The organism is Tessaracoccus flavescens (assembly GCF_001998865.1).
Lineage (GTDB): Bacteria > Actinomycetota > Actinomycetes > Propionibacteriales > Propionibacteriaceae > Arachnia > Arachnia flavescens.
Genome location: NZ_CP019607.1, coordinates 400,412 through 412,907 on the forward strand (window position 1 = coordinate 400,412; position 12,496 = coordinate 412,907).

Annotated in this window: 12 protein-coding genes and 1 riboswitch; of the genes, 10 read left to right on the plus strand and 2 right to left on the minus strand. The window is 69.4% G+C overall.

All coding sequences use genetic code 11. The features are described 5' to 3' along the window. Positions 1-30 precede the first annotated feature (30 nt). The 9 genes from BW733_RS01955 (at position 31) to gcvP (ending at position 9,570) form a co-directional block, all read left to right on the plus strand. On the plus strand, positions 31-729 hold the full coding sequence (locus BW733_RS01955) for a maleylpyruvate isomerase family mycothiol-dependent enzyme (protein ID WP_077347416.1): 699 nt from the start codon (positions 31-33) through the stop codon (positions 727-729). Between the two features lie 59 nt (positions 730-788). Then, positions 789-1,067: a hypothetical protein gene (locus BW733_RS01960; RefSeq protein ID WP_152024523.1), complete on the plus strand. Its 279-nt coding sequence runs from the start codon at positions 789-791 to the stop codon at positions 1,065-1,067. Between the two features lie 76 nt (positions 1,068-1,143). After that, positions 1,144-1,947, plus strand: coding sequence for an LppU/SCO3897 family protein (locus BW733_RS01965; protein WP_077347419.1), 804 nt, complete (start codon positions 1,144-1,146; stop codon positions 1,945-1,947). A gap of 103 nt (positions 1,948-2,050) precedes the next feature. Continuing rightward, positions 2,051-4,117, plus strand: a complete 2,067-nt coding sequence (gene uvrB / locus BW733_RS01970; RefSeq protein ID WP_077347421.1) for an excinuclease ABC subunit UvrB — start codon at positions 2,051-2,053, stop codon at positions 4,115-4,117. A 26-nt stretch (positions 4,118-4,143) separates the two neighbouring features. Next, positions 4,144-4,686 (plus strand): hypothetical protein, encoded by a 543-nt coding sequence (locus tag BW733_RS01975; RefSeq protein ID WP_152024524.1) that lies wholly within the window; start codon positions 4,144-4,146, stop codon positions 4,684-4,686. After that, entirely contained in the window at positions 4,683-4,994 is a 312-nt protein-coding gene (locus BW733_RS01980) for a hypothetical protein (protein WP_077347425.1), read from the plus strand. Before BW733_RS01975 ends, BW733_RS01980 begins: the two co-directional genes overlap by 4 nt. 57 nt (positions 4,995-5,051) lie before the next feature. Then, positions 5,052-5,139, plus strand: a riboswitch (glycine riboswitch). Between the two features lie 120 nt (positions 5,140-5,259). Continuing rightward, entirely contained in the window at positions 5,260-6,366 is a 1,107-nt protein-coding gene (gene gcvT / locus BW733_RS01985; protein ID WP_077347427.1) for a glycine cleavage system aminomethyltransferase GcvT, read from the plus strand. A gap of 8 nt (positions 6,367-6,374) precedes the next feature. After that, the gene (gene gcvH / locus BW733_RS01990) at positions 6,375-6,734 is read left to right on the plus strand and encodes a glycine cleavage system protein GcvH (RefSeq protein WP_202970258.1); all 360 of its coding nucleotides are present in this window, start codon (positions 6,375-6,377) and stop codon (positions 6,732-6,734) included. A gap of 4 nt (positions 6,735-6,738) precedes the next feature. Further along, positions 6,739-9,570, plus strand: a complete 2,832-nt coding sequence (gcvP, locus tag BW733_RS01995; protein ID WP_077347429.1) for an aminomethyl-transferring glycine dehydrogenase — start codon at positions 6,739-6,741, stop codon at positions 9,568-9,570. 109 nt (positions 9,571-9,679) lie between these two features. Here the strand turns inward: gcvP and BW733_RS02000 are convergent, their stop codons facing one another. After that, positions 9,680-11,188, minus strand: a complete 1,509-nt coding sequence (locus tag BW733_RS02000; protein ID WP_077347431.1) for an MFS transporter — start codon at positions 11,186-11,188, stop codon at positions 9,680-9,682. A 76-nt stretch (positions 11,189-11,264) separates the two neighbouring features. Here BW733_RS02000 and BW733_RS02005 point away from each other — a divergent pair, with 76 nt between their 5' ends. Then, positions 11,265-11,789, plus strand: a complete 525-nt coding sequence (locus BW733_RS02005; protein WP_077347433.1) for a TetR/AcrR family transcriptional regulator — start codon at positions 11,265-11,267, stop codon at positions 11,787-11,789. Here the strand turns inward: BW733_RS02005 and coaE are convergent. Then, positions 11,776-12,366, minus strand: a complete 591-nt coding sequence (coaE, locus tag BW733_RS02010; RefSeq protein WP_077347435.1) for a dephospho-CoA kinase — start codon at positions 12,364-12,366, stop codon at positions 11,776-11,778. The genes BW733_RS02005 and coaE overlap by 14 nt on opposite strands. Positions 12,367-12,496 lie beyond the last annotated feature (130 nt).

Consider the following 12,496-nt stretch of genomic DNA (forward strand, 5'->3'; position numbering starts at 1 on the left):
CAATGGTACGTCTTTGATAACTTGGGGCACATGCCGACCAATCGCGCCATGTTCGCCGAGGTGGTGAACGCGGTCCGCGATCACACAGCACTCATGTTGGGGACGACCATCTCCTACTCCGAGGAAGACTGGGCCGCCCCGACCGGACTCAGCGGATGGACGCGCAGCCACGTCGCGGCGCACCTCGCCGACGGCGCCGACGCGATGTTCCGGGTGATCAAGGGCCTCGAAGACGGGGCGCCCATCCGGATGTACGACTCGGCGAAGGCGAAGCACCGTGCCATCGAGCTCGGCGCGCTGACCAGCCCGCTCGATCTGCAGATCCGGCTCGACACCAGCGCGAGCGCCCTGCAACGCGAGTTCGCTGCGCTCGAGGGAGACACCCGGCCTGTCACTCTCCGCGCCGGGTACCGGATCCCGGCGAATCAGATCCCCCTCGCGCGGCTCGGCGAGGTCGTGCTGCACCACATGGACCTCGGCTCCCACTTCACGACGGCCGACCTGACGCCGGACATCGCCGTCGAACTGCTCGCGTTCAACGTCGAGAGGATCGGCCGCCGCGACGACTACCCGCCCCTGCTGCTCGTCGCGGACGAGGGCTTCGAGGGTTCGGTCGGCCGCGCAGGCTCCCCCACCCGGATGCACGGCCCGGCCGGTGACCTGGTGGCCTGGCTCGTGCGCGGCACCGAGTCGGGACGCATCTACCGCTCCGGGGACGCGGGCGCCTGACCGAGCGTGCGCGCGGATCGAGCGACGGCAGGCCCGAGCCGGGCCCGGTGGCCCTCGGCGTGCTGATCGTGGCTGTCGTCCTGCTTGCCACCGGGATCGTGCTCTCCCTCAGGACACCACTCGCGCTCAGGCTCACCGAGGGCGACTGCATCGCGCTCAGCTCGGGCGAAAGGAGAGCTCGATGCGACCTGCCCGAGTACAAGCTCGCCGAATGCGCAGCGGCCGATTTCCGGATCACCAAGGTCGCGGACGAGTCGGCGATCTCGTGCGATCCAGGCTCGGGTCCCTGCGAGTTCCCGAGGACCGGACGAAGCTACTGCGTGGCAGAAGCCGGATGACGCGGTCGAACCGGCCCCGGGTGAGGCCATGTGCTGCTAACCTGCCCCGAGCACCTCGCGACCCAGAAAGACAGAGATGACGCAGCCCCCTGACAACCAGTTCCCCGGCCAGCAGTCGGGCCCCGGCTTCGAGCCTGGCCCCGATGCGCAGTCCGGAGCCCAGCACACCCCCAATCCTGAGGGCCCCGGGCAGCAGCCGGCGGGTGCCCCGTCCCAGCACTCGCAGGGACAGCCCCAGCAGCCGCAGGGCGGATACACGCAGCAGCCGCAGGGACAGCCCCAGCAGCCGCAGGGTGGCCCCGGCGACCCCTACGCCCAGCCGGCCGGTTACGGCCAGCCGCAGGGCTTCCAGCCGATGGCCGAGGAGCCGAAGAAGGGCGGGGTCCGCAAGATCCTCAGCACCATCCTCACCGTCGCGATCCTGGCGGCCGGCGCCTACTTCATGTGGCAGCGCTTCGCCTCCGACGCCGCCCTGAAGGCGGGCAACTGCCTGGAGATCAGCGAGGGCACCGAGGACCTCACGCACAAGGCGGTGGACTGCGACTCGACCGACAAGTACACCTACTACGTGACCGAGGTCATCGACGGTGACGCCGAGTGCGCCGAGGACGCCCTTGCCTACCTGTCCGTGTCCTCCGGCCGCTTCGGCACCAACGAGAAGACCGAGTCGACGACGTGCCTCGTCCCCAACTTCGTGCCCGACACCTGCTACACCGAGGTGGACGGTTCCCTGTACGAGTACCGGATCGAGGACTGCGGCACCGCCGAGTTCAAGGTGACGAAGGTGGAGGAAGCCGCCACCATCTCCTGTGATGCGCCTGCCGAGCCGGTCCAGCTCGCTGCCTCGAACCGCAGCTACTGCCTCGCCTGGAACGAGTGAGCGGGTCCCGAATCTGACGCGCGGGCGGTCCTTCCGGGGCCGCCCGCTTTGTCCCTCGGCGAACGGACCTGGTTCTGTCAGGGGCCCGCACTAGTCTGGATCCATGCGTCCAGTCGAAGACCTAACGCGCCAGGTGGCGCCGCTCGAGGTGATCTCGGAGTTCAAGCCGTCCGGCGACCAGCCGCGCGCCATTGACGAACTCGAGAAGCGGATCGGCTCGGGCGAGCAGGACGTCGTGCTGCTGGGTGCCACAGGCACGGGAAAGACCGCGACGGTGGCCTGGCTGGCCGAACGGCTGCAGCGCCCCATGCTCGTGATGCAGCCCAACAAGACGCTCGCGGCGCAGTTCGCCAACGAGCTGCGCGATCTCCTGCCGAACAACGCCATCGAGTACTTCGTCTCGTACTACGACTACTACCAGCCTGAGGCGTATCTCCCCCAGACAGACACCTACATCGAGAAGGACTCCTCGCTGAACGAGGAGGTCGAGCGGATGCGCCACGCCGCGACCAGTTCGCTGTTGACCAGGCGCGACGTGATCGTCGTGGCGACCGTCTCCGCGATCTACGGCCTCGGCACACCCGAGGAGTACCTGCAGCAGCGCGTCACCCTCCGGGTGGGCGACGAGACGGACCGCGACGACCTGCTGCGCCACCTCGTCGACATCCAGTACGCGCGCAACGACATCGGAGGCGGCCGCGGCACGTTCCGTGTGAAGGGCGACACCCTCGAGATCTTCCCGATGTACGAGGAGAACGCGCTTCGGGTCGAGTTCTTCGGCGACGAGATCGAGCGGATCGCCACCATGCATCCCCTCACCGGCAACGTGATCCACGAGGAGCGCGAGGCCTACGTCTTTCCCGCCACGCACTACTCGGCGGGCGCGGAGCGGATGGAGCGCGCGATCGGGCGGATCGAGACCGAGCTCGCCGAGCGCCTCGCCCAGTTCGAGGCCGAGGGCAAGCTCCTCGAGGCCCAGCGGCTGCGGATGCGCACGAGCTACGACATCGAGATGATGCGCCAGATCGGCACCTGCTCCGGTATCGAGAACTACTCGCGCCACATCGACGGCCGTGCCGCGGGCTCGGCACCGTCGTGCCTGCTCGACTACTTCCCCGAGGACTTCGTGCTCGTCGTCGACGAGTCCCACGTCACGATCCCGCAGATCGGCGGCATGTACGAGGGCGACGCCTCACGCAAGCGCACGCTCGTCGAGCACGGCTTCCGGCTGCCGAGCGCCATCGACAACCGCCCCCTCAAGTTCGACGAGTTCGTCGATCGGATCGGCCAGACGGTCTACCTCTCCGCGACGCCCGGACCATACGAGATGGACCGTAGCGACGGCTTCGTCGAGCAGATCATCCGCCCGACCGGGCTCGTCGACCCGGAGGTCGTGCTCAAGCCGACGAAGGGCCAGATCGACGACCTGATGGCCGAGGTGAAGCTCCGCGTCGAACGCAACGAGCGAGTGCTGGTGACGACCCTCACCAAGAAGATGGCCGAGGACCTCACCGACTACCTCATGGACCACGGCATCCGCACCCGCTACCTGCACTCCGACATCGACACCATCCGGCGCATCGAACTGCTGCGTGAGCTGCGCCTTGGCGAGTACGACGTGCTGGTCGGCATCAACCTTCTGCGCGAGGGCCTCGACCTCCCCGAGGTGTCGCTCGTGGCCATCCTCGACGCGGACAAGGAGGGGTTCCTCCGCTCCGAGCGTTCCCTGATCCAGACCATCGGCCGAGCAGCGCGAAACGTGGCTGGCCAGGTGCACATGTACGCAGACAAGATCACCGACTCGATGGAGGCGGCGATCGGCGAGACGAACCGCCGCCGCGACATCCAGGTCGCCTACAACCTCGAGCACGGCATCGACCCGCAGCCCCTGCGCAAGCGGATCGCTGACGTCTCCGACATGCTCGCCCGTGAGGACGCAGACACCGACGCGCTGCTCGACTCGGCGAAGACCACCGGAAAGGGCGGAAGGAAGAAGGGGCTCGACGCGTCTTCGCTGGCCCAGGAGGAGCTGGCGCAGTTGATCGAGGACCTCACCAGCCAGATGCACCAGGCCGCGGCCGAGCTCCAGTTCGAGGTGGCGGCCCGTCACCGCGACGAGATCTCCGACCTGAAGAAGGAACTGCGCGGCATGATCGAGGCCAACAAGTAGCGTTGTCAGCGCGTAGTCTTGCGCTCATGGAGCAGCCGACCCCGCCCCCGTGGTGCGCCGAATCGGGGCCGCGCCGTCTCCGCCCTGTTGTGGGGTTCATCACGCAAGGCGACGACGGCCCAGGCAACATCGCACACGACGCGGTCGCGGCACGGCTCGACGACCTGGCTGAGCGGTTCGGGCAGCGCCTCGCCCGACTCGAGCGGGCCGGCCTCCCCGTTGCGGACAGTTCCGACTTCTGGCTGCGGTTGACGCTCGTCGACGGGGACGATGAGGTGATCGGGTTTCCCTGGTACGACACGCTCGCCGAGATCGACCACTTCCTCGTCCATGTCCTGCAGGGCGTGAACTCCGGCGACAGCTGGTTCGACGAGGACCAGGGGTGGGAGCTGCACACCTGGTTCACTGCGTCGTCGCTCCACCTGCGCGAGGCCGTCACCGGCGTCAACGTCGTCACGGAAAGGGAGCCGTTCACGCTCCGCGCCGCCGCCCTCCGGGAAGAGGTGCCCGAGGCGATCGCCCTGCTCGCGGGGCGGCTGGGCAGCGACCCCTGGACGGGAGCGCGATGAGCAGCGTCGAGAAGATCCGGGCGGCCACCCTCGCCAGTCTCGCGAGGCGCTGGGTGACGGGCGAGGTCGGCTTCGGGCCGTCGACCACCCGGTTCGTCAACGACACGGCTCGGCACCGCGTGGCCCTTGTCACCCATTTCGGTTCGGACCGGCTCCCCGCCACCCCGAGTCGCTCGGTCGTCGGCCACGACCTGGACCACTCAGGCGTTCTGCTCCCCGAGGCGCTCCGCTGGCTGTGGCGACCCGACCCGACGCCGGCCACCGACGACCGGGAGACCACGCTGGTGCGCCCGCTCGTCGTCACCTGAGCCCGCACCTGCCACGCCCACCCCTCCCGCCGGCGCCCGCCGTCCGCTAGGCTGACGCACGTCGACTCGGGAGAACCGGCCTCGCGCCGGTGCCGAAGGAGCAACCGCCCCGGAAACTCTCAGGCCCCAGGACCGCGCCGACGCTGGAACTCTGGAAAGAGGCCGCTGGCCCGCCGAAGGATACGAAGATCTCAGGCAACCGCGACAGAGGGGGCTTAGGGTGGAAACGCCCGACAGCGCCGTGCGCGGCAGAAGGGGTCCATCGATGGCGATCACCGCACTTCATCCACTGCACCGGGAACTCGGTGCCCGGCTCGTCGACTTCGCAGGCTGGGAGTTGCCCGTCCAGTTCGCGGGCATCATCGCCGAGCACCAGCACACCCGCAGCCACGCGTCACTGTTCGACGTGTCCCACATGGGGCAGGTGCTCGTAACCCCCCTGTCTGGTGATCTCGCCGACGCGGCGGCCGCGCTCGAGAGCCTGATCCCGGCAAGCGCCGCGGGGCTGGCCGAGGGCAGGCAGCGCTACGGCCTGATCACGACCGACGACGGTGGCGTGGTCGACGACCTGATGTTCGCCAACCGCGGCGACCACTTCCTGCTCGTGCTCAACGCGGCCCGCACGTCGGTCGACCTGGAGCGGCTGCGCGCCCTCGACGGCATCACGGTCGAGCACCTCACCGACCGGTCGCTGCTCGCGCTGCAGGGGCCGAGCGCCTCCGAGGCGCTGGCCACTCTCATCCCTGAGGTCGCCGACCTCACGTTCATGGACTCCGTGGCCCTGACCTGGGACGGCACTAAGGTGTGGGTCTCACGCTCCGGCTACACCGGCGAGGACGGTTTCGAGATCTCGGTGCCCAACGAGCGGGCGGTCGAGTTCGCCCGCGCCCTGCTCGCCCTCGACGCCGTCGCTCCGGCCGGTCTGGGCGCGCGCGACTCGCTGCGGCTCGAGGCGGGCATGCCGCTGTACGGGCACGAGCTGAGCGAACAGATCTCGCCGGTGGAGGCCGGGCTCGGCTGGGCGATCCCCAAGGTGCGTCGACCAGGCGGCTCACGCGCCGGAGGCTATCCGGGTTCGGCCACGATCGAGGACCAGCTCACCGACGGCCCCGCACGCGAACGTATCGGCCTGCGAATCGACGGGCGGGCCCCTGTCCGCGAGGGCGCCGCCGTCTTCGCCGACGAGGACGCCTCCGAGCCAATCGGCAGCGTCACCTCCGGCGGCTTCGCCGCCACGCTCGGTGGGCCGGTCGCCATGGCACTCGTCGAGACCGGCTCGGCCGGAGAACGCGTCTACGCCGAGGTCCGCGGCAGGCGGGTCGCCGCCACCGTCACCCCCATGCCCTTCGTCCCGCACAACTACCACCGATAGGAACCGACATGCTGAAGTTCACCACCGAGCACGAGTGGCTCGACCCCTCCGGCGATGACGTCGCCGTCGGCATCACCGACCACGCTGCGAGCGAACTCGGAGACATCGTGTTCGTCGAACTGCCCGAGGTCGGTGCCTCGGTGAGCAAGGGTGACGAGGTCGTCGCCATCGACTCCACGAAGGCCGCGAGCGGCATCACCACCCCCATCGACGGCGTGATCACCGCAGTCAACGAGGAGCTGGCCGACACCCCCGAGTCGGTCAACGCCGACGCGATGGGCACGTGGTTCTTCCGGATCGACCCCACCGATCCCGCCCAGCTCGACGAGCTCATGGACGAGGCCGCCTACCGCGCCATGATCGGCTGACCCTGTGCCGACGTGGGAGAAGGTCGCCTACGACCCTGACGATTTCGCCAACCGACGCCACATCGGCCCCAGCCCTTCCGAGATGGAGAAGATGCTGGGCGCGCTGGGCGTCAACACCCTCGACCAGCTGATCGACCAGGCCGTGCCGGGAAGCCTTCGCCAGGGCGAGGACCTCGGCTGGGAGCCGATGACCGAGGGCGCAGTGCTCGACGAGCTGCGTCGGATCGGGTCCCGTAACCGAGTGCACACCTCGATGATCGGCCAGGGCTACCACCAGACGATCACTCCCCCGGCCATCCAGCGCAACATCCTGGAGAACCCGGCCTGGTACACCGCCTACACGCCCTACCAGCCGGAGATCGCGCAGGGCAGGCTGGAGGCGCTGCTCAACTTCCAGACCATGGTCATCGACCTGACCGGTCTCGAGGTCGCGGGCGCCTCCCTGCTCGACGAGGCGACCGCGGCCGCCGAGGCCATGGTGATGGCGTACAACGCGGCGAAGGGCAAGCGGCAGCGCTTCTTCGTGGCCGACGACCTGCACCCGCAGGTGCGCGCCGTGCTCGCGACGAGGGCGGAGCCGTACGGCATCGACCTGGTCTCCGCTCCCGTCGACGGGGCCACCCCGGACGACACCTGGTTCGGGGCGATCGTTGCCTATCCCGGCACCCACGGCCACGTCCGCGACTACACCGACTTCATCACGCGGGTCCATGCCGCGGGCGCCCTCGCCATCGTCGACGCCGACCTGCTCAGCCTCTGCGTGCTGAAGGAACCCGGCGCGATGGGCGCCGACATCGCGATCGGTTCGGCGCAGCGCTTCGGCGTGCAGCCGGGCTACGGCGGCCCCCACGCCGCCTACCTCAGCTGCCGCGACCCGCTGAAGCGGATCATGCCCGGCCGACTGGTCGGCGTGTCACAGGACGCGGCGGGCAACCGCGCCTACCGCCTCGCCCTGCAGGCCCGCGAGCAGCACATCCGCCGCGAGCGGGCCACCTCCAACGTCTGCACAGCCCAGGCTCTGCTTGCCGTGATGGCCTCCTTCTACGCCGTGTTCCACGGCCCGCTCGGGCTCAAGGCGATCGCCCAGCGCGTCCACCTGATGGCCGCGACGCTTGCTCAGGCACTGCGTGACGGCGGGGCCGTCGTCGAGCCTGAGGCGTTCTTCGACACCGTCACCGTGACGGTGGGAGTCGGCCAGGCGGGCATCATCGCGGCGGCCGAGCAGCGCGGCATCAACCTGAGGCGGGTGGGGCGCGACAAGGTCGGCATCTCCTGCGACGAGACCACGACGCTCGACGTGATCGGCCGCGTGCTCGACGCATTCGGCATCGAGCAGGGCGAGGCCCTCACCGAGACCCCCTCGATCCCGGATGAGCTGCTGCGCGAGAGCGAGTACCTGACCCATCCGGTCTTCCACATGAACCGGGCCGAGTCGGAGATGATGCGCTACATGCGCCGCCTCAGCGACCGCGACCTCGCCCTCGACCGGGCGATGATCCCGCTCGGCTCGTGCACCATGAAGCTCAACGCCGCCGCGGAGATGATGGCCATCACCTGGCCGGAGTTCGCCTCCCTGCATCCCTACGCTCCACGCAACCAGGCCGAGGGCTACCGCGAGGTGATCGACGACCTCGAGGCAAAGCTGTGCCAGGTCACCGGCTACGACGCCTTCTCCATGCAGCCCAACTCCGGAGCGCAGGGCGAGTACGCCGGCCTGATGACCATCCGCGCCTACCACCGCTCCCGGGAGGAGGACCGCGACATCTGCCTGATCCCCACCTCAGCCCACGGCACCAACCCGGCCTCCGCGACGATGGCAGGCCTCAAGGTGGTGCCAGTGAAGTCGGCGGCCAACGGCGACATCGACCTGGCGGACTTCGCCGCGAAGGCCGAGCAGGCAGGCGACCGGCTGGCCGCGGTGATGATCACCTACCCGTCCACGCACGGCGTCTTCGAGGAGACGGTGCGGCAGGTGTGCGACATCACCCACGAGCACGGCGGACAGGTCTATATCGACGGCGCCAACCTCAACGCCATGGTCGGCCTCGTCCGGCCGGGCGACCTCGGTGGCGACGTGAGCCACCTGAACCTGCACAAGACCTTCGCCATCCCGCACGGAGGCGGCGGCCCGGGCATGGGCCCCATCGGCGTCAAGGAACACCTCGCTGCGCACCTGCCCGGCGATCCGGGCTCCGGCGAGGAGGGCGCCGTCTCGGCCGCCCCCTTCGGCTCGGCCTCCGTGCTGTTGATCTCCTGGGCCTACGTCCGGCTGATGGGCGGCGCCGGCCTCACCCAGGCGACGCGGGTCGCGATCCTGAACGCCAACTACCTTGCCGTACGGCTGTCCGAGGCCTATCCCATCCTCTACACCGGGGATCAGGGCAGGGTCGCGCACGAGTGCATCGTCGATCCCCGCTCCTTCGCGGAACACGGGGTGACGGTCGACGACATCGCCAAGCGCCTGATCGACCACGGCTTCCACGCCCCGACGATGTCGTGGCCGGTGCCTGGCACGCTGATGATCGAGCCGACCGAGTCGGAGCCGCTCGCCGAGCTGGAGCGCTTCTGCACCGCGATGCTCGACATCGCCCGCGAGGCAGGCGAGGTCGTCGACGGCACAGTCGCGGCCGAGGAGTCGCCGCTGCGCAGGGCCCCGCACACCACCGAGGACCTGGTCTCCGAGTGGGACCGCCCCTACACGCGCGAGGTGGGCTGCTTCCCACCTGGCGCTTTTCGGGTGGACAAGTACTGGCCGCCGGTCGGGCGGGTGGACAACGCGTACGGCGACCGCAACCTCGTCTGCTCCTGCCCGCCGTGGGAGGGCTCGGAGGCCTGAAAGCACCGACGGACCGGGGCCCATGCCCCGGTCCGCCGGTACCGCGACCTCCGGCTGGTCGACAGCCGGGTGCTCGACGGCGCGATCGCCTACCTGCGCTACCGCGTGGTCAGGCCCGACGAAGGGTGACGCCAGCGAGCACTGCCGCCCCGATCATGAGCGCGACGCCGATCGCCGAGGTGACAACGACCCCCGAGTCGAAGGCCGCCCGCGCCGACTCGAGCAGCTCGGCTGCCGCCTCGGCGGGAAGCGACCGCGCGACGTCGCTCGCGCCACCCAGGGTCTCCCCCGCGGTGGCGGCCTGCTCGGCGGTGAGGCTCGTGGGAAGCGCGACGCCGCCGCGGTAGATGGCCGTGAGCAGGCCGCCGAGGACGGCGGTCCCCAGCACCGAGCCCACCTCATAGGCGGTCTCCGAGATCGCCGACGCGGCGCCCGCCTTCTCGGCCGGGACGCTGGAGAGGATCAGGTCGTTCGAGATCGTCTCGGCCGCGCCGACCCCGGCGCCGAGGAGGGCGAAGGCGATGAGCAGCCCGAGGTCGGAGCCCGTCTCGCCGCTCACCATGACGAGCGAATAGCCGACCGCGTTGAGCAGCAGCCCTGCGACCACCACCGTTCCCGGCCGCACCCGCCGGACCACCTTGACCACGAGCAGGCCCGCGATCACCGTCACCGCGAGCCCCGGCAGCAGCACGAGCCCCGCCTCGACCGGCGTCTTGCCTGAGACCAGTTGCAGGTGCTGGGAGACGAAGAACAGGAACCCGACCAGCGAGAAGACGCTGAGCAGGTTCGCCGCGACGGAGCCGCTGAACACCGGGTTGGCGAAGAGGCGCACGTCGAGCATCGGTGTGGCCCGGTTCAACTGACGCCGGACGAACCAGGTGCCTGCGACGAGCGCGAGCAGCAACGTCGCCGTGACCGTCGTCGTGAAGCCGTGGACGGCGACCGACTTGATGCTCCACACGAGGGCCGTCATGGCGGCGAGCACCAGAACGATGCTCAGCGGGTCGATCGGGCCCGGGTTCGGGTCCTTCGACTCGGGCAACAGCTTGAGCCCGGCCACGAGCAGGGGAAGCAGCAGCGGGATGGCGAGCAGGAAGACCGAACCCCACCAGAAGTGATCGAGCAGGAAGCCGCCGACGATGGGGCCGAGCGCCGCGCCGCCGCTGAACCCGGCGGCCCAGATCGCGATCGCGATCCGGCGCTCCTGCGCGTCGATGAAGATGTTGCGAATCAGCGAGAGGGTCGCGGGCATCAGCATGGCGCCGAAGAAGCCCATGGCCGCGCGCGCAGCGATCAGCGCACCCGCGGTCGGGACGAACGCCGCGATCGCGGAGATCACCGCGAAGCCGGTGGCCCCGATCAGCAGCATGCGGCGGCGGCCGAAGCGGTCGCCGAGGCTGCCCATCGGGACGAGGAGTCCGGCGAGCACAAGCGGGTAGACGTCGACGATCCAGAGCAGTTCGACACCGGTCGGGCGCAGCGCCTCCGAGATCATCGGCACTGCGAAGGCGAGCACGGTGTTGTCGATGGCGACGAGCAGCACCGGCAGCATGAGCACGGCGAGCGCGACCCACCGCAGCCTCGCCGAGGTCGGCGCGGTCAGTTCGGTGACTGTCATGGATCCTCCTTCAGATAAAGCCTCCACGAGCTTAACCGTCTAGACGGTACAGTCCAAGTCGCGATAGGCTCCCGACATGTCTGCACGCGACCGGATCCTCGACACGCTCGAGGCCATCCTGATCTCCGAGGGTGAGCGTGCCGCGACGCTGGACGCCGTCGCCGCACGGGCCGAGGTCTCCAAGGGAGGCCTGCTCTACCACTTCCCCAACCGGGAGGCCCTGATCGGCGGCCTCGTCGGGCGGGCACGCAACTACGCCGCCGCCTACCGCGACGAGCTGCGCTCCTCGCCCGATGGCCCGACACTCGCCTACATCCGGACCTCCGCGGAGACGAACACGGACTTCGACCGCACCCTGATCGCGCTGGGGCGGCTTGGCGGGGACCAGCACCCCGAGGCGGCATCCGCCCTACGCGCGGCGCAACAGGACTGGGTGGACCTGGTCCGCGAAGAGATCGGCGACGAGGCGACCGCCCGTGCGATCGTGCTGATGGGCGACGGTCTCTACTACAACGCCATGTTCCAGGACGCTCCCCCGCGTGACGTGGACGGACTGCTCAGGGTCGTCGAGGTGCTGAGGGCGAGCGTCAGTCGCGGCTGATCTCCTCCCAGACCTCGCCCACGCGCGCGCGCGTCTCCTCTCGGGTTCCCGAGTTGTCGATCACGTGCGAGGCGACGGCGATCCGCTCGTCCCGCGGGGCCTGGGCGTGGATCCGCGCGAGGGCGTCCTCCTCGCTGAGCCCGTTGCGCTCGCCGAGCCGTTCCAGCTGGGTCTCGATCGGGACATCGACCACGATGATCCGGTCGAACCCGGCATGCAGCCCGGTCTCGACGAGGAGCGGGATCACCTGGATCACGCGAGCCCCCTCGGGGGCCGTCTCCTCCCGGCGTGTGGCTGCCTCCCGCACCAACGGGTGCACGATGGCGTTCAGATCGGCGCGGGCCTGCTCGTCCGCGAAGATGATCCTGCCCAACGCCGCGCGGTCAAGCGAGCCGTCCGGCTGGACAATGTCCTCCCCGAACCGCTCAACGACCCGCTCGAGCCCGGGGGTGCCGGGCTCAACGACCTCCTTTGCCAGCACGTCGGAGTCGACGATGGTGGCGCCGAGCGCAGCGAACTCGTCGGCCACGAAGGACTTGCCGGACGCAATGCCGCCGGTGAGCGCGATCCTCAACATGGGTAACAATCTAGCGGCGAACCTCAGAAGCCGTGGGCGGCGCACCCAGCTCAGCAGTTCGTCCTCGCGCAGTTCAGTCGAACTCGGGGCTCTGGGGTGACGAAGAGGTTGTCGATCAGGCTGGACGACA

Bases quoted from the DNA above. Each gene is read 5' to 3' on its own strand.
- BW733_RS01955 (WP_077347416.1), top strand. From the start codon at position 31: ATGCCGACCAATCGCGCCATGTTCGCCGAGGTGGTGAACGCGGTCCGC.
- BW733_RS01965 (WP_077347419.1), top strand. From the start codon at position 1,144: ATGACGCAGCCCCCTGACAACCAGTTCCCCGGCCAGCAGTCGGGCCCC.
- uvrB (WP_077347421.1), top strand. From the start codon at position 2,051: ATGCGTCCAGTCGAAGACCTAACGCGCCAGGTGGCGCCGCTCGAGGTG.
- BW733_RS01975 (WP_152024524.1), top strand. From the start codon at position 4,144: ATGGAGCAGCCGACCCCGCCCCCGTGGTGCGCCGAATCGGGGCCGCGC.
- BW733_RS01980 (WP_077347425.1), top strand. From the start codon at position 4,683: ATGAGCAGCGTCGAGAAGATCCGGGCGGCCACCCTCGCCAGTCTCGCG.
- gcvT (WP_077347427.1), top strand. From the start codon at position 5,260: ATGGCGATCACCGCACTTCATCCACTGCACCGGGAACTCGGTGCCCGG.
- gcvH (WP_202970258.1), top strand. From the start codon at position 6,375: ATGCTGAAGTTCACCACCGAGCACGAGTGGCTCGACCCCTCCGGCGAT.
- BW733_RS02000 (WP_077347431.1), bottom strand. From the start codon at position 11,188: ATGACAGTCACCGAACTGACCGCGCCGACCTCGGCGAGGCTGCGGTGG.
- BW733_RS02005 (WP_077347433.1), top strand. From the start codon at position 11,265: ATGTCTGCACGCGACCGGATCCTCGACACGCTCGAGGCCATCCTGATC.
- coaE (WP_077347435.1), bottom strand. From the start codon at position 12,366: ATGTTGAGGATCGCGCTCACCGGCGGCATTGCGTCCGGCAAGTCCTTC.